The organism is Mucilaginibacter sp. BGA-UO-ETr-C110 (assembly GCF_059567985.1).
Window position 1 is genome coordinate 5,457,497 of sequence record NZ_JCAQPB010000002.1, and the last position, 17,249, is coordinate 5,474,745.

General features: G+C 42.2%; 17 protein-coding genes. 9 read left to right on the forward strand and 8 right to left on the reverse strand.

Annotated features, from left to right (window positions below; translation table 11 throughout):
* Positions 1–225: 225 nt before the first annotated feature.
* Together AC57BQ_RS23465 and AC57BQ_RS23470 are read left to right on the forward strand one after the other, a co-directional pair.
* On the forward strand, positions 226–807 hold the full coding sequence (locus tag AC57BQ_RS23465; protein ID WP_496408567.1) for an RNA polymerase sigma factor: 582 nt from the start codon (positions 226–228) through the stop codon (positions 805–807).
* Positions 804–1,310, forward strand: a complete 507-nt coding sequence (locus AC57BQ_RS23470; RefSeq protein ID WP_496408568.1) for an anti-sigma factor family protein — start codon at positions 804–806, stop codon at positions 1,308–1,310. Before AC57BQ_RS23465 ends, AC57BQ_RS23470 begins: the two co-directional genes overlap by 4 nt.
* 239 nt (positions 1,311–1,549) lie before the next feature.
* Here AC57BQ_RS23470 and AC57BQ_RS23475 read toward each other — a convergent pair whose 3' ends face one another.
* Together AC57BQ_RS23475 and dapF are read right to left on the reverse strand one after the other, a co-directional pair.
* Positions 1,550–2,953, reverse strand: coding sequence for a serine hydrolase (locus AC57BQ_RS23475; RefSeq protein ID WP_496408569.1), 1,404 nt, complete (start codon positions 2,951–2,953; stop codon positions 1,550–1,552).
* Between the two features lie 26 nt (positions 2,954–2,979).
* Positions 2,980–3,765 carry a diaminopimelate epimerase gene (gene dapF / locus AC57BQ_RS23480; RefSeq protein WP_496408570.1) on the reverse strand — a complete coding sequence of 262 codons (786 nt, stop codon included), beginning with the start codon at positions 3,763–3,765 and terminating at the stop codon, positions 2,980–2,982.
* A gap of 187 nt (positions 3,766–3,952) precedes the next feature.
* Between dapF and AC57BQ_RS23485 the strand changes: the two genes are divergently transcribed.
* Complete coding sequence (locus tag AC57BQ_RS23485; RefSeq protein WP_496408571.1) at positions 3,953–5,488, forward strand: Do family serine endopeptidase; 1,536 nt, start codon at positions 3,953–3,955, stop codon at positions 5,486–5,488.
* 343 nt (positions 5,489–5,831) lie between these two features.
* On the opposite strand, the gene AC57BQ_RS23490 is transcribed toward AC57BQ_RS23485, so the two are convergent.
* From AC57BQ_RS23490 to AC57BQ_RS23505, 4 genes are read right to left on the reverse strand one after another with little or no spacing between them, the layout of a single operon-like run.
* A complete protein-coding gene (locus tag AC57BQ_RS23490) occupies positions 5,832–7,529 on the reverse strand; it encodes a carboxypeptidase regulatory-like domain-containing protein (protein ID WP_496408572.1) in 1,698 nt (565 codons plus the stop codon).
* 19 nt (positions 7,530–7,548) lie between these two features.
* On the reverse strand, positions 7,549–8,532 hold the full coding sequence (locus AC57BQ_RS23495; RefSeq protein ID WP_496408573.1) for a FecR family protein: 984 nt from the start codon (positions 8,530–8,532) through the stop codon (positions 7,549–7,551).
* A complete protein-coding gene (locus tag AC57BQ_RS23500; protein ID WP_496408574.1) occupies positions 8,525–9,256 on the reverse strand; it encodes an RNA polymerase sigma-70 factor in 732 nt (243 codons plus the stop codon). The genes AC57BQ_RS23495 and AC57BQ_RS23500 overlap by 8 nt, the downstream gene beginning before the upstream one ends.
* On the reverse strand, positions 9,192–9,872 hold the full coding sequence (locus AC57BQ_RS23505) for a DUF6134 family protein (protein WP_496408575.1): 681 nt from the start codon (positions 9,870–9,872) through the stop codon (positions 9,192–9,194). Before AC57BQ_RS23505 ends, AC57BQ_RS23500 begins: the two co-directional genes overlap by 65 nt.
* A gap of 249 nt (positions 9,873–10,121) precedes the next feature.
* Between AC57BQ_RS23505 and ypfJ the strand changes: the two genes are divergently transcribed.
* The 6 genes from ypfJ (at position 10,122) to AC57BQ_RS23535 (ending at position 15,022) form a co-directional block, all read left to right on the forward strand.
* The gene (gene ypfJ, locus AC57BQ_RS23510; RefSeq protein WP_496409492.1) at positions 10,122–10,982 is read left to right on the forward strand and encodes a KPN_02809 family neutral zinc metallopeptidase; all 861 of its coding nucleotides are present in this window, start codon (positions 10,122–10,124) and stop codon (positions 10,980–10,982) included.
* Positions 10,983–11,025: 43 nt separating this feature from the next.
* Positions 11,026–11,445, forward strand: a complete 420-nt coding sequence (locus tag AC57BQ_RS23515; protein ID WP_496408576.1) for a very short patch repair endonuclease — start codon at positions 11,026–11,028, stop codon at positions 11,443–11,445.
* A 60-nt stretch (positions 11,446–11,505) separates the two neighbouring features.
* Complete coding sequence (locus AC57BQ_RS23520; RefSeq protein ID WP_496408577.1) at positions 11,506–11,736, forward strand: helix-turn-helix domain-containing protein; 231 nt, start codon at positions 11,506–11,508, stop codon at positions 11,734–11,736.
* 14 nt (positions 11,737–11,750) lie between these two features.
* Positions 11,751–12,947, forward strand: coding sequence for a DNA (cytosine-5-)-methyltransferase (gene dcm / locus AC57BQ_RS23525; protein ID WP_496408578.1), 1,197 nt, complete (start codon positions 11,751–11,753; stop codon positions 12,945–12,947).
* Positions 12,940–14,112, forward strand: coding sequence for a type II restriction endonuclease (locus AC57BQ_RS23530; RefSeq protein WP_496408579.1), 1,173 nt, complete (start codon positions 12,940–12,942; stop codon positions 14,110–14,112). Before dcm ends, AC57BQ_RS23530 begins: the two co-directional genes overlap by 8 nt.
* Before the next feature lie 76 nt (positions 14,113–14,188).
* The gene (locus AC57BQ_RS23535; protein WP_496408580.1) at positions 14,189–15,022 is read left to right on the forward strand and encodes an N-acetylmuramoyl-L-alanine amidase; all 834 of its coding nucleotides are present in this window, start codon (positions 14,189–14,191) and stop codon (positions 15,020–15,022) included.
* 20 nt (positions 15,023–15,042) lie between these two features.
* On the opposite strand, the gene AC57BQ_RS23540 is transcribed toward AC57BQ_RS23535, so the two are convergent.
* Positions 15,043–15,300 (reverse strand): hypothetical protein, encoded by a 258-nt coding sequence (locus AC57BQ_RS23540; protein ID WP_496408581.1) that lies wholly within the window; start codon positions 15,298–15,300, stop codon positions 15,043–15,045.
* A 197-nt stretch (positions 15,301–15,497) separates the two neighbouring features.
* Entirely contained in the window at positions 15,498–17,156 is a 1,659-nt protein-coding gene (locus AC57BQ_RS23545; RefSeq protein WP_496408582.1) for a glutamine--tRNA ligase/YqeY domain fusion protein, read from the reverse strand.
* Positions 17,157–17,249 lie beyond the last annotated feature (93 nt).

Genomic DNA, 17,249 nt, shown 5'->3' on the forward strand with positions numbered 1-17,249 from the left:
AAATATTATATGTTATGTGACTATGATAACGTAGTAAAAGTTTAATATGTAACAGATGTTATAATTTATTTATGCGGAGGCTTAGTTTATTATGGTTGTATAAAGCTACAGCTTTGTTTTGAATTTTAAGCTGATAGAAGACGGGTGTTTGGACCAAATTTTCATTAAATTTACATAAACCCTGTAACCTAATTTAAAACCGCGTCGTCAGAGAGGTTGTAACACATGCAGAGCAAGCTTTCAGATATCGAACTCATAGAACAAACCCTGGCGGGTAACCAATCGGCCTATGCCGATCTGGTTAAACGGCACCAGCGTTTTGTATTTACCCTGGCCATGCGTTTTGCCAAGGGACGTGAAGATGCCGAAGAGATTGCCCAGGACTGTTTTATAAAAGCTTACCGCTCGCTGGCATCGTTCCAGGGGCAGTCAAAATTTAGTACATGGCTGTACAGTATAGTTTATACTACAGCGATGACATTTTTAAGAAAAAAGAGGGTAGCAACAGATTCCATTGACGATGAAAATACCTTTATACAGGTAGAAAGCCGGGAATCGGGCTATGATACCAATAATATAGAAAATAAATCAAGGTCGTTTTACCTTAACCAGGCCATTGACCAATTACTGCCAGATGATGCAACCATCATCACCCTGTTTTATAAAGGGGAGCAATCACTGGAAGAAATAGCCCAGGCATTGGGGATGGAAACAAACACGGTTAAGGTTAAACTATTTAGAGCACGCCAGCGTTTGAAAGAGAAGCTGGAACACAATTTAAAACAAGAGGTGAAAGAACTGATATGAACACGATTGAGGAAAAACTCTGGAATTATATTGATGGCACCTGCAGTCCGGCTGAGCAGGACGCCATAGCCAGGCTTATTGAGCAGGATGAGGCGTATGCTCAAAAGTATCAGGAGCTGCTGGCGCTTAACCAGGAATTTGCCAAAATGGAGCTGGACGAGCCACCGATGGCCTTTACTTATAATGTAATGGAAACCATCCGTACAGAAAATGCTATGCAGCCGCTAAAGGCGAATATTGATAAGCGCATCATTCTGGGCATCGCTGTTTTCTTTGCTGTTACTATACTGGCTTTACTAACATTTACATTTGCCAATATTCATATTTCAGGAATTAATATCAGCGCCTCGGATATTAAACTACCCGCCGGCGTGAAATTACCCAGCACCAATAGCCTTTTTAGCGGACCTGTGTTAAAGTGGTTTTTGATATTTGATGTAGTGCTTGCATTATTTTTAACGGATGCCTACCTGCGTAGAAAAAAGACCGCCAGGCAGTTATAAAAACTGTTGTATAATGTGTCTGCCAAAACCGACAAGTGACCATACAATTAGTCAGTTGTGTAATCTGTGTATCAGATTTTGAACATTGTTGAAGTATCTGAATTACATAATCATAAAATTTACAACCATCGACAATTTTGGTATAGTAATTGTACAACCTTACATGAACTGGTAAACTTACCGGTTTAATTGTGATAAGGTTTAGGTTGAAAGTCCCCCGGAGCAAGTCTAGGGGGCTTTTATTTTTTAGGGGGATTTAGTTTCTGCCATTCAGCATCCTTACCATGGGTATTATAGGTAATTAGTTTAAACTGACGATCTGTATTAGATATAAATTCAAATTCAAGGGGAGCTTCTTTTATATAAAATCTGCTACTGCTTTTTGCATATAGCTTAACCAGGGGTAAACGATCTTTGGGGTTATTGGCTTCTACAAATAACTGATTATCTTTAAAAGTAACAACCATTTGATGTTCCTTATTATAAACATATGTTCCGGCAAATCTGCTCAGGCTATCTGCCTCTAATTTAAAATCATGTAGCAATGGTTTGTTAGTAGCAAGCCTTGCAATGTCATTAGTCAGTATGATAAAATCCATATCCTGCTCGAAGCCATTGAATAAAGCGGTTACAAAAACATCTTCATCCGGCAAATAGATCTCATCAGTTTGATAGCCATCGGTTGATCCGCTGTGTTCAATGGTTTTGCTTCCGTCTAAATTTTTGATGAACCAACCGTAACCATATTCAGATAATGAATTATCGGAAAAGGTGTATGGGGTACAGGCATTCTGTAAAGCTTTAAGGGACATTAATTTACTACTATATAGGGCTTGGTGCCATTTAAAAAGATCTTCTGCATTGGCTGTTATTCCACCAGCTGCATACATTAATGTCGGATCTTGAAGTTCCGCAGGTTCCCAGTTTTTACCCTCTGGGCGGGAATAGCCAGAAGCCATATTTTTTATAGTTATTCTCTTATGAAGATACCCGGTATGTTGTAATTCAGCGGGTTCAAACAAGTGCTTTTTTATATAGTTTTCATAGGTTTGACCTGTTACCAATTCAATAATGTAACCTAATAAATAGAAATTGGAGTTGCTATATTCGAATTTACTACCTGGTTTAAATTTTAACGGCTCATCTTTAAAATAATCAACTCCTTGCGCTGGCGTATACTCATCACGCTCCTTCGTCGGGTTATGGTTTTGAATGGCCATATAATCTGGAATACCGGATGTTTGTGTGAGCAGGTTTTCAATCGTGATCGGGTAGCCCCTGGATGGAAATTCCTTGACATATTTTTGGATGGTATCTTGTAATGATATTTTACCTTGTTCTACCAGTTGGAGCAGAGCTATTGCGGTGTATTGTTTGGTTATAGAGCCGATCCGGAATACCATGTCGGCCTGCATCGGTTTTTGGGATTGCAGATCAGATATCCCGAAAGCTTTTTTATAAATGATCTGTCCTTTTTGGGCAACTAAAACAACTCCTCCTGGACCAACAGATATTAATCTTTGTTTAATAAGTTCATCAATCTTTTGAGTTAAAGTATCCTGCGATGATTGGCCATAAGACTTTACCGTCGCAAGAAAGAGGAGGCAGCTTAAGATTAACAATTTAAAGTTGCAGAATTTCATGAAGCATTTGGTGTAAAGTAAAGATACTAAATCTCTACTTCGCCACTAAATACCTGCACAGCGGGGCCCTCTAAAAAGATATCGGTAAATACTTTTCCGTCGTAATTAAAACGGATGTTGAGATCGCCTCCTAAAACTTTAATTGGGGTGGTGATGTGCCCGGTTTTTTGGTTATGGCTGGCCATGGCCAGGGCTACGGCGGTAACACCTGTTCCGCAGGCAAAGGTTTCGTCTTCCACACCACGTTCAAAGGTGCGTACAAAATAGCCATCGCTGGTGGGCTCCACAAAATTTACGTTGATGCCTTTTTCGCGATAAGTAGCATTATTGCGGATAGCTTTACCTTCCTGGTAAACGTTACGATGTTCCAGATCTTCTACCTGTTTTACATAATGGGGTGACCCGGTATTCAATACATAGGCATCTTTATCTGTATTGATCTGATCAACATTGATCATTTGAAGGCTTACCCAATCACCGCCATCGGAAATTTTGGCATGATGCGGGCCGTCGACCGCCAAAAATTCAGTCTCGGAATCGATGATCCCCAGGAACTTAGCGAAAGCAACAATACAACGACCGCCATTGCCGCACATGCTGCTGGGAGCTCCGTCGGCATTATAATAAACCATTTCAAAATCAAAGCCTTCTTTATTTTGCAGGAACATCATACCATCGCCACCGATCCCAAAACGGCGATCGCACAGGCTTGATATCAGCTTGGGGTTGGTATGATCTATCTGGTTTTCACGGTTATCAACCAGTATAAAATCATTGCCGGCGCCCTGGTATTTATAAAATCGTATATTCACAATAATGTCATTTAATATCAGCTACTTAAAGCTGTTCAAACTTAGGGCCATAATTAAAATAGCCGGGATAATTAATTTAACAAAATTTAACAAAAAATGCGTTAACTAATCGTTGACTATATAGTCTATATGGTATTAAATTTGAGTTGTTAAATTATATAAACAAAATAAAGAAAGGCAAATATAAATGAAAAAGATAGGTTTAACACTATTAACCGCTTTTGTAGGAGGTGCACTTGCTTTAGGCGCGTATAAGGTTATCGAGAACAAATACTCGGATAACATGAGCTTTGAAGAAAAGCAAAAAGTGTATTTTACCAGTAACAAATCAGCCCCTGTAGTATCATCAACCGGATCGCTTGATTTTACCGAAGCAGCAGCAGCAGCAACCCCGGCGGTAGTGTATATCCGTACTACTTATAGTAGTCAGTCGGGCGGGAGCCAGGATCAATTGGAACAAATGTTTGGCGATATGTTTGGCCAGCGTGCACCGCAACGCGGACCGCAGATGGCATCTGGCTCAGGCGTGATCATTTCGCCCGATGGCTATATTGTTACCAACAACCACGTGGTTGAAAAGGCCGATAAAATTACCGTAGCTACAAATGATCACCGTACCTTCCAGGCTAAAGTGATCGGTACAGACCCAAGCACCGACCTTGCCCTGATCAAGATCAGCGCAAACGACCTGCCTATTATTAAACTGGGTAACTCCGACGAAACCCGGGTAGGCGAGTGGGTATTGGCTGTAGGTAATCCATTTAACTTAACGTCAACCGTAACTGCCGGTATTATAAGCGCCAAAGGACGTAACATAGGTATCATCGGCAGTCAGGATAATGACGATGATAACCCGTTTGGCCGTACCCGCAACCAGCAGAGTGCGCCAAAATTGAACAAGGCTATTGAGTCGTTCATTCAAACAGATGCCGCTATTAACCCAGGCAATAGTGGTGGCGCCCTGGTAAACACCAAAGGCGAGTTGATAGGTATCAATGCGGCTATCGCGTCACATACCGGCTCGTACGAAGGCTACGGCTTTGCCATCCCGGTTAACCTGGCCAAAAAGGTGTTGAATGATATTAAAAAATACGGTTCTGTAAAACGTGGTTTTGTAGGTGTAAGCTTTACCGAACTTAACCCTGATGTTGCCCAGAAATTGAACATCACCAATACCAATGGTTTATATGTAAATGATGTGGTATCTGGTGGTGGTGCCGAACAGGCCGGTATCAAAAAAGGCGACATCATAGCCAAAGTTGAAGGAACACCGGTTTATGAATCATCTGACCTGCAAGAGCATGTTGGCCGGATGCAGCCAGGTGATAAATTGAATGTAACCGTGTTGCGCGATGGCAAAGAGAAAACATTTGCCGTAACACTTAAAGCAGATGCTACACCAACAAACCGTACCGCAGTAGTTTCTAAATCGGCCGAAGAATTATTTAACCGATTGGGTGCAAGCTTCCAGCCATTAAGTGGTGCCGAAAAAGCCAAGTTCCATGTAAACTCAGGTGTGAAAGTAACCCAGGTACGCCAGGGTAGGTTATTTGATAACTTTGAGATCCCTGTTGGATCTGTGATCACCAGCATCAATAAACAGCCCATCAATAGTGTGGCCGATATTGATAAGGCCATCACCAATCTGCGCAACGGCAACCTGGTTATTTCGGGCTACTATCCAGACGGAACAAACTTTAACAATATGTTCCAGGTGCAATAAGCAAAATTTAAATAAAGTGATTGTGTAAGAAGACCCGGCTATAATGGCCGGGTTTTTTTGTTTTTAAGTTATGGTTTACACTGTAAACCGTTTTTTTTGATAGAAAATAAACCAATCAATTGATTATCAGTTTAATAAATAGGTGTAAACCCCAAAAAGTGTAAACCATGTAAACCCACTTTTAATAAAATGACCGGCCTGGTTGGGGTAGTATCTCATGTTTGAAAGGGTGTCATGCTGAGCCCGTCGAAGCATGGTGGGCAGGCCTCTGCGCTCTACCCTTCGACGGAGCTCAAGGTGACAGCCTCTTTTTAGAAGGGTTTTTCGATATCATTTAAGCCCATCAAAAGAAACTCACACCCACCGTCCAGCCAACCCAGCCGGTCCAACTGTTGCTGTTGTTGATAAAGCTGTGGTGCAGGTCCCTGACGTAGGCGTATCCGTTAACGGCGTTACGTTGGTCAGAGTAAAAGAGGTTAAGCGAAGGCCCGGCATTAATAGAAAATGCTTTAGCAACATGGTAGGTTAAAGCCGCATCGAGCCTGCCCAGCAGATTGGTACGCGCCCAGTTACCCTGGTAAACATATTGTTCGCTTATTTCGGGATTAAAGGCCAGATGCTTACCCATACCCAGTTCGCGGCCAAAACCAAACCCGAAGGCATATAATTTACTATTGTCATTGACCCTAAGACCACCCAGCCACATGGTATACAAGTTTTTGCTGCCTGTTTTGAGCGCTATGTTGGCATTCAGGGTTTCGTTGGATGACAGGGCCAGTTTATGATAGCCATAACGTACAATATTGATGAGCCCGATGCTATAGCCCGATGAAGTATCGGCCACGTTAATCAGACCCAATTGTATACCACGAAGATTGCGGGCATAGTTAAAAAGTCCGGCCACTTGCACACCACTGTATTTTTGCCCTGCAATATTGCCCAATGCAGCCAGTTGTATGCCCCTTACCTGGCCGCGGGTATGGTTATATAATCCGGCCACTTGTAGTCCGTTCAGGTCGCGTTTTACGCTGTTATGCAGCAAGGAAAGCTGTATGCCCCGGACGCCGCCCAGTACATTATTATACAAACCACCAACCTGTATGCCGTTCACATTGCCACCCACCACGTTGAATATGCCGGCAATTTGTACAGCGCCTACATCGCCCTTGTCCAGGTTAAAAATAAGGCCCAGCTCAAAGCCATCAACCCCTGCGTTATAGCCGCCTACCGCGTTCAGGGAAACCGCGTTAACTACCTGTCCGCTAAACTCGGCATGGGTACTTACACCCGGTATAGCCGATGCCTGGAAAGGAGCCTGCGCAATAAGGCCGTGAAGATTGGCCGCCCGTATCTTTTGCCTGGCCGATGTGAAAAGCCGCCCCAGGGTGGTACCTTCAATGCCATCATCATCGTTACTGATCATATAGCCATCATCATCCAATTGCGATTGGTTGGGGTTTACGGTAACGCCAGAGAGAAAAGTAACCGTAGTATCTTTATAATATTCCTTGCTTACGGTGAGCATCACCGGTTTTCCGTTGTTTTTGAGGCGGAGCTCAAAGCGGCCATCTTTACCGGTAAGGGTTGATTGTAGCAGCGTGCGGTCATACACACTGGCATTCTCCAGTTTTTTACCACTGCGATCGTCGGTTACAAAACCGCTGATGCTGTACTCGTCATTTTCGGCAATGGCTTTTTCGGTAGTTAAGGATAGTTGTAAGGGAGCGTAGCGCAGGATCACAAAACTGCGCGTTTCCTTATATTCAAAACGGTTCAGGAGCATGCGGTCAAGCACTTCCTTAATGGTCCAGTTCTCCGCATCGAGCGTTACCAGGCTATCTGTTTTTACGATATTGCTGTTGTATGAAAAAGTGAAATTGCCTTTTTGCTCGATAGTTTTTAACACCGAACCTAAACGCATGTTGCTGACATGAACGGATATGTTTTTGGCGAGGATAGATTCACCTTCGGTTGCCCGGCTAACTAGCGGGAGGGCTAAAATGACCAGGAAGAAAAGGATATATCCGCGTAAGCTATCCATTGGTATAAGGTAGAAGTTGTTATTTTAAAAGTATCTGCTGGTTTTTACGAACCACCGTGATCTTAAATGTGCCGCTAATAACGTCCAGTACTTCATCAAGCGACTGGCCTTTGAATGTTGTTGTGATCGGCAAATTCCCCAACGACTTATTGGCTATCACAATGTGAGCACTGTATACTTCGTTCAGGGCTTGCACCACCTCGCTTAGCGGAGTTTTATCACATACCAGTTGCCCGGTGAGGTAATAATTATACAATTTGCCCTTGCTCTGTTGTTTAGCCAATAAACCCTGTTCTTTGGTCACTGTTACCTGTTCGCCAGGGTTCAGGTCGACACTATTTTGCTTTTTGCTTACCTGTACAATACCGGTTTCTACAATCACTTCGGTTTTACCATTCCGGCTCTTGATATTGAATGACGTTCCAACTACCCTAATCGTTACATCATTCACCTTAATTATAAAAGGTTTTGTTTTATCGGGACTAACCTTAAAGAAAGCCTCTCCGCTTAAACTCACCGGACGGATGTTGCCGGTAAACCTGCCCGGATACACAATGGTTGACCGGGTATTGAGGGTGATCACCGATCCATCGGGCAGTGATTGGGTATGTACTTTATCTTTACTGTCTATCCGCACAAAAGAAACCGAACCGTTATCGTAAATATGGTTAAAAGTTAGCCACAGTACAGTGCATATTAAAATTACCGAAGCGGCAATACCTATCCATTGTTTGCGGCTCAGTTTTCTGATTGTAGTCCTGCGTGGTGCAATGCTGTTACTGCCAATACGGTTTTGCAGCCGGATAAAAGCATCGTCTTTATTGACGTTTCTTTCTGTTACGGGGCTTTGATCCCAGATCAGTTTAAAATCGTCAAAAAGTTTTTTATTGCTTTCACTGGCGGCCACCCAATCCTCTACCTGTTGGTGCTCGGCAGGCGTAGCTTCGCCCGCCAGGTATTTCACCAGCAGATCATCATCCATATGTATATTGGCATTACTCATTATGCAGCCATCGGGTTAATAAAAATAAAATAATCGGTAAAAACTCCGCCAGTTTCTGACGCATAATTCTCAAGGCCTTACCCATCTGGTTCTCTATTGTTTTAATAGAAAGCCCCATATGATCGGCAATTTGCTGGTACTTGAGCTGCTCAAAACGGCTGAGCTGAAAAATAGTACGGCATTGCTGCGGTAGTTCGCTCATGGCCGTTTCGATGCGCTTTTGCAGCTCGGCGGTCATTACTTTGGTGGATGCCTGTTCTTCCTCATCCTGTTGCAGCTGCCCGGCATAGTACACGCCGAAATTGGTCTTTACCTTTTGGTGTTTTATATAGTTCAAACTCTCGTTATGTACAGCCCGATACAGGTATGATTTGAGCGAACCATCGGTTTTAAGATTATCGCGTTTTTCCCAGATCCGGCAAAATATATTTTGTACAATTTCTTCGGCCATTTCATCATCCTTTAAAAAAGTATACGCATAGGCATGCAGACTTTTAAAGTGTTCTTTAAATAACCATTCAAAGGCCTTTTGACTGCCCTGCTTAAGTAAAGTAATGACCGAGCTATCGCTATATTCCACTTTAAAAGGGTGAAAGTTTGCGCTAAAGATAGCTTGTTTGGCTGTCAAATTCACGGGCGAAGGGCGTAATTGTAAAATTTCAGGCCAGTTGTATTTGAATGGTGTACAGCGAGTGGTGAATATCAACCTTACTGCACACGCCATTGGTGTAGGAGTAAAAATTATAGTTACCATCGGGCAGATCAATGCGGTATACATGCGGGGATACCTGCTTTATTTGCAAAAACTGCTGAAAGTTGTCGCAATAGATCTGCGCGTTGTTATCAGGCTCGCGGCAGTACAGCAGCATTAAGTTCTGACTAATCTGTTTTTGACTCAATTGTCCGCCCTTGCCATCGTTTAGGATTTGGTAGCAATCGCCGCAGGCCCGGGTTTGACGATTGGCTTTCTCTTTACCATTCACCTTGCGGCAAATGCTGGAGCTGATGAGTTTGCCTTTCTGAAAAACAGATTCCTCATGAATATCTACCTGGATGCTCATGATGAAACGCATTTTTACCTGCGATATCATTTTTAATGAAAGATCATCGCCCTCGCGTTTTTGGTACAGATCCATATGGCCCACCACTTTGCCGCTGTGCAACACATTGTATTTAACAATTTGCTCCTGCGCCATCAGTGCCGACGAAAAGTAAAGCAACGCCAGTAGTGTCGCCGCTTTTTTTAAGGGCATAATGAAAGTTAAGGGGGTAATATGTTTATCCTTTAAGGCCGGGGCCAGGTATTTTTTGAAGAGCCAGATGAGTAGGGCAGGTATCATGGTGGTGAAAATTTAATAGAAATGAAACAACTGTTAGCGATGTTAACTACAGCTATTACAACATATTAAAGATTTACCCCTACTTGATTTCATAATATTTTACGAATATATAAAAAGACTATCAATTTGGTAGTTTTTATTTTTTCTATTTCAAAATGGGGGTGGGGCTGAGCCCATGTGATAATTCACTATCCCTTGCAAACAATCCTTAAAACATTTAAGTTTACTATACACTTTAATCAAAACAATATGCAATGGTTTGGCAGACGCGAAAGCGATAACGTAGAAGATGACCGTGGTGGTGGCGGCGGTGGACGCTTTGCATTGGGTGGCGGTATTGTAAGCATTATTGCCCTGGCTATTTATTATTTTACGGGTGTTGATACCTCGCAGCTGCTTAACCAGGTAGCTACCAACGGTCAGCCGCAAACCGAACAACGTGCCACCGACCCTAACGCACCCGAAGACAAACAAAAACAATTTGTACGGGTGGTTTTGGCCGATACCGAAGATATCTGGACAAAACTCTTCAGCGATATGGGTAAAACCTATGAAAAACCGCGTTTGAAGTTGTTTACCGATGCTACAATTTCAGGTTGTGGTAATGCCAGCGCGGCTACCGGGCCATTCTACTGTCCGGCAGACGCGAAGGTATATATCGATCTTTCTTTTTACGACGAGTTGCAGAACCGCTTCGGCGCTGCCGGCGATTTTGCCCAGGCCTACGTGATAGCGCATGAGGTAGGGCACCACGTGCAGAACCTGCTGGGTATCTCCGCTAAAATGGACGAAGCCCGAAACCGCCTCAGCGAAACACAATACAACAAGCTCTCCGTAAAACTGGAACTACAAGCCGATTTTTACGCCGGCGTATGGGCTCATTATGAGCATAGCCTTAAAAATGTCCTCGACCCGGGCGATATTGAAGAAGCCCTCAACGCAGCCAACGCCATCGGCGACGACCGCCTGCAAAAACAAGCCACCGGCCACGTAGAACCCGACAGCTTTACCCACGGCACCAGCGCCCAGCGCATGTACTGGTTTAAAAAAGGCTACGAAACGGGGGATGTTAGTCAGGGTGATACTTTTGGGAATGGGGATTTGGAGTAGGGGGGAGAACAATTGCTATTGAAGATTGTACTAATTTTGCAATATGGCAGATGTTCATTCAAAAGAAACTCGTAGCTACAATATGTCACGAATCAGGAGTAAGGATACCAAGCCTGAACTACTGGTTCGTAAATTTCTGCACAAAAATGGATTCAGATATAGCCTGCATGTAAAAGACATGCCGGGTAAGCCTGATATTGTACTGCCTAAATATAAAACTGTAATATTTATTCATGGATGTTTTTGGCATGGACATGAAGGTTGTCGGTATTTTGTTGTGCCGAAGACAAGAACAGAATGGTGGCTGAATAAGATTAATGGAAATACAACAAATGATGTCAAAGCAGAAAGTATTTTAAAGGCTGCTGGTTGGAACATCATTAAGATATGGGAATGTGAATTAAAGAAAGCCTCTATTAACGAAACTTTACCTCAATTATTGACTGTTCTTAACTTACAATAATTCTTAAAAGTTCACTTATATCCGATTGACTTATAGTCGAATACGCGATAGCTTGCAGCTATGGATATTCGGAAGAAAATCGGTCTGCGCATAAAGGAATACCGAACAAATTTAAAACTTACTCAGGAAGCCTTAGCCTTTAAGGCCGAGATAGATAAGACATATGTAAACGAGGTTGAAAATGGAAAACGTAATGTTTCTGTTATTAATCTTGAAAAAATAATTGTTGCACTTGATGTAACTGTTAGAGATTTCTTTAACAATGAATCTTTTAATGGAGGAACCAACTAATGGCGGTGAAACCCATGAAAGCAACATCAACTATTCTTTCCAATGAGCTTGACTCGGCAGTGTTAACACATTTTGTAGTTACGAAGAACCCGGTTTATAAAGAAAAGGCTTATGAAATAACCGAAAATAACCCAAGTGAATTTAAAGAGCCAAAGGCATTATATCAGGCTATTCAAAAAAACCTTTTTGATGTAACTGATATTCCATTTCCGGGACCGGTACTGGGAAAGGAGAAGTTTACTTTTATTGATTTATTTGCAGGTATCGGTGGCTTTAGATTAGCCTTACAAAATTTAGGAGGGCTTTGTGTATATAGTTCAGAGTATGACAAATATGCACAAAAAACATATTTCGCCAATTTTGGAGAAACACCTTTTGGAGATATTACCAAAGAGGAAACAAAATCATTTATACCGAAAGACTTCGATATTCTTTGTGGGGGGTTTCCTTGTCAACCATTTTCAATAGCAGGTGTGTCAAAGAAAAATAGTTTGGGCAGAAAACATGGATTTGAAGATGAAAAGCAAGGAAATCTATTTTTTCATGTCGCAGAAATTATTGAACGCCATAGGCCTAAAGCATTTTTTCTGGAAAATGTAAAAAACCTTGTGTCACATGACAAAGGCAATACATTTAAAGTAATTAAACAAACATTACTTGATTTAGGCTATTCTTTTGACCATCGTGTATTAAACGGTAAACACTTTGTTCCTCAGCACCGTGATAGAACAATAATGGTGGGGTTTGATAAGAAAGAATTTGGAGATGATATAAGCTTTGATTTTAATTTAGTCAAATTACCAGTAGCGGATAAGCAAATAAAAACGATTCTTCAATCAGATGTTGATCCAAAGTTTACCCTATCCGATAAGCTTTGGAATTACTTGCAGGAATATGCCAAAAAACATAAAGAAAAAGGAAATGGATTTGGTTTTGGTCTTGTTAGTTTAGAGGGGATTAGCAGAACTATGAGTGCCCGCTACTATAAAGATGGAGCCGAAATACTTATACCACAAGCAGGCTCAAACCCAAGAAGATTGACTCCATATGAAAGCGCAGCATTGCAGGGGTATCCTGTAAATAAGGGAAATAAAAGTTTTAGAATACCTGTTTCAGATAATCAGGCATATAAACAATTTGGAAATTCGGTTGTGACACCACTAATTCAGGCTGTAGGGAAAGAAATAGTAAATTTACTTCAACATGAGTAGTATAGTAGAACAAGCGATAATTTCGGTTCAAAATGCTTTAAAGTCATTTTGTAAATTCATTTCCTCAAATGATGCCGGTGAAACAGGAGCTCACCAAAGTGGATTTTATGTTCCTAAAAATTCATTTTCATTAATGTTTGATACACCTGGAATAAAAGGAGAGAATAAAGACAGATTTGTTCACATAAAATGGCAAGATAGTTTTGAAACAACTAGTCGATTTATTTACTATGGTGTCGGTTCGAGGAATGAATATAGATTAACAAGGTTTGGTAGAAATTTCCCTTTTTTAACTGAAAATAACGTTGGAGATTTATTAGTTATATCTCAAATAGATGGTGACTATTATGAAGGATTTGTTTTAAGCCTAGATGAGGATATTGAATCTTTCTTTACGGCTTTTAATATTACTTCAAATGAAACAAATAGACTAATTGAGAAGGTGGGTGTTTTCACTACAGAAGATAGGCTTTTGCAATGCTTTAACCAGTTATCAATAAAAGGATTTCCATCAACAATAAGTTTATCAACTAATGCGAGAAATTGTTACAATTCATCTTATAATATTACTTTAAATGATGTTAGGGCTAATCCTGATAAGCTACTATTAAAGTGGTTGGATGCAGAATACCAGCTTTTTAAAACGATTGAGCTTGAGGTATATTCCGAAACAATTAAGACACCATTTAAAAGTGTAGAAGAGCTGGTCGTTATAGCAAATACGATATTAAATAGAAGAAAAAGTAGGGCAGGAAAATCTTTGGAATATCATTTGGAGGAAGTATTTAAGAACTTTGATTTAAAATATGCTGCTCAAGGAATTACGGAGGATAATAAAAAGCCGGATTTTATATTTCCAAGCCAAATAAAATATCATGATTCTAAGTTTGATGATAGAAATTTGGTTTTTCTTGCAGCGAAAACTACATGTAAGGATCGGTGGAGACAAGTAATTAATGAGGCAGATCGAATTGAAATAAAACATTTATTTACCTTGCAGCAAGGCATCTCGAAAAATCAGTTATTCGAAATGTATAAAGAAGGTGTGCGTTTGGTGGTTCCTAAACCATACCTTGAAACATTTCCAGAAGAGTACCGCAATAAAATACTAACGTTAGACTCATTTATAAAATATACGGCATCTAAGCAAGTTTCTCCAACGTAACAATTCCCTGACTCTCCACGCATCAACTAAAACGCTTTCCCGCTTCATACGTTATTTGCTTACATTAGCAACACGCATGAAAAACTACCATTACGCCATATTCTCCATAGTCGCATTGGCGGCTTTGAGCTCTTGTTCGCCGAAGGGGCCTTATGCCTTAACCAATAAGGTGTATACCAACAAAACGGATTCGGTGGTGAAGGTGATCGAGCAAACGCAGCCCGCCATGCTGGTGGATAGCGCGGGTGTCAATATACCAAGTGAGTGGGTGGGTACGGTGAACTTTAACCTGCGTAAGCCTAATTATGTGATCATCCATTTTACCGCGCAGGATTCTATACAGCAAACGCTTAAAACATTCACCCTGGTAAAACCGCAGGTGAGCGCCCATTACGTGGTAGCCAAAGACGGCAAAGTATACCACATGCTGAACGATTATCTGCGGGCCTGGCATGCAGGTATCAGTCGATGGGGAAGTATCAGCGATATGAACAGCTGTTCTATCGGCATCGAGATAGATAATAATGGCCACGAGCCTTTTAATGATACGCAGGTGAAAAGTTTGCTGGCACTGTTAACGCAGCTTAAAAAGGCTTATGGCATACCGACGAGTAACTTTATTGGTCACCAGGATATAGCCCCCTTGCGCAAACCCGACCCGGGACCTTTCTTTCCCTGGCAATTGCTGGCCGATAAAGGCTTCGGTTACTGGCGCGATTACCTGCTGGAGGTTCCGCCCGATAATTTCGACTATGCCACGGCTCTCAAGCTCATCGGCTATGATACCCGCGATCTGACCGCCGCCATCGTTGCCTTCAAGCGCCATTTCGTCCAAACCGACGAAACTCCAACCATGACCGAATTCGATCTGAATATTCTGTATAATGTGTATAAAAAGTATGCCCCCTGACCCCCTGAAGGGGGAACTCCTTAACGGGTAGGCTGCGGTTTTGTGGCCCCGTAAGGCGTAAATCCATGGTCCATTTTATATAGCTTGCCGTCTTTAAAATAATAAAATTCGGTGGTCTGGTTATCCTGGTAAACGGTTCTGTATACGGAGAGTTCAACACGTGTTGCAGCAGGATGCTCTCTGGTAAATTTCTGCTCAGATAAGCCCAAGGATATTTGTTGAGTTTTACAGCTCATCAGGAATATGAGCAACAGGATGGATAGCGTTAACTTTTTCATAAAAATAGAACACTTTAATAGACATATACCCTTACTCCGGAAATAAGAAAAGCCCCATTAGGCGCCAGTTTGCGGTGGTCGGTTTGCAGTTAGAAAAGTATGATAAAGCAAAAAGCAGTTTGCATTTGGTTATAAACCATACAAACTGCTTTCTTAAAAATGCGGTGCATTGCTTACAGCAAGCAGCTAACTGCAAACTATTTCTTCACCCAGCCATCCTTCAAGGTCACTGTGCGGTTAAACACCAGGTGATCTGGAGTGGAGTATTTATCTAAAGTAAAATAGCCTTTGCGCATAAACTGTATAGCTTTGCCCGGTGTGGCCTTGGCCAGGTCGGGTTCGATATAGGCCTTAGGCAATATTTGCAAACTGCTCGGGTTCAGGTAATCTTTAAAGTCGCCATCCTCGTTGGATGGATCTTCAACCTGGAACAGGCGGTCGTACAATCTAACTTCGGCAGTTTTGGCGTGTGGTACACTTACCCAGTGGATGGTGCCTTTTACGTTGATGCCGCTGGTATCATTACCCGATTTTGACTCGGGCAGATAGGTACAGTGGATCTCGGTTACATTGCCATCAGCATCTTTTACAAAGCTGTCGCAGCGGATGATGTAGGCATTTTTTAAACGCACCATCAGGCCTACGCCCAGACGGAAGAATTTCTTGGGTGGCTCTTCCATAAAGTCCTCACGTTCTATCCACAGCTCGCGGCTAAACGGAAACTCGCGACTGCCATCACCACCTTCTTCCTCCGGGTTGTTTTCGCCGTGCATAATTTCGGTTTCACCTTCGGGATAGTTGGTCAGGACGCATTTGATCGGGTCAAGCACAGCCATACGGCGCCAGGCGGTTTTGTTCAGATCCTCGCGGATACAGAACTCGAGCAAACCAACGTCGATCATGTTTTCGCGCTTGGCTACGCCGATGCGTTCGCAAAATTCGCGGATACTGGCAGGCGTATAACCACGACGACGCAAGCCACTAATAGTAGGCATCCGCGGATCGTCCCAGCCTTCTACATGTTTATCCTCAACCAGTTGCAGCAGCTTGCGCTTGCTCATCACAGTATAGTTGAGGTTTAAACGGGCAAATTCATATTGTTTTGACGGAAAAAGATCGAGCTTTTCAATAAACCAGTCATATAGCGGACGGTGTGGCACAAACTCCAGTGTACAAACAGAGTGGGTGATCTTTTCGATAGCATCTGATTCGCCATGGGCAAAATCATACATCGGATAGATACACCATTTATCGCCCGTGCGGTGATGATGTGCATGTTTAATGCGGTACATCAAAGGATCACGCAAGTGCATGTTTGGCGATGCCAGATCGACCTTTGCCCGCAGTACTTTAGCGCCATCCGGATATTTACCGGCCTTCATATCGGCAAACAGCTGCAGGTTTTCTTCAACCGAGCGGCTGCGGTACTGGTTAGGCGTACCTGGTTCGGTTGGAGTTCCTTTTTGTTTAGCTATCTCCTCGGCGGTGCTGTCATCAACATAAGCCAAATCGTTTTTGATCAGGGTTACGGCAAATTCATATAGTTGGTCGAAATAATCAGAAGCATACAATTCCTCGGCCCATTCAAAGCCAAGCCATTTGATATCCTCCTTAATGCTGTCAACATACTCGGTTTCTTCTTTGGTAGGGTTGGTATCGTCAAAACGCAGATTGGTTTTTCCGTTATATTTTTGCGCCAGTCCAAAGTTTAAACAAATGGATTTAGAATGCCCGATGTGTAAATAACCATTTGGCTCGGGCGGAAAACGGGTTAATACCCTGCCTCCGTTTTTTCCGGCAGCTATATCTTCTTCAACAATCTCTTCTAAAAAGTTCAGTGATCTCTCTTCGCTCATAAATAAAATAGCAATAGCTACAAAAGTAACAAAATTTTTGCCCCTTAAGAGGACAAAGGACAAAAGGATAAAAGAGCAAGGATTTTCTTTTTA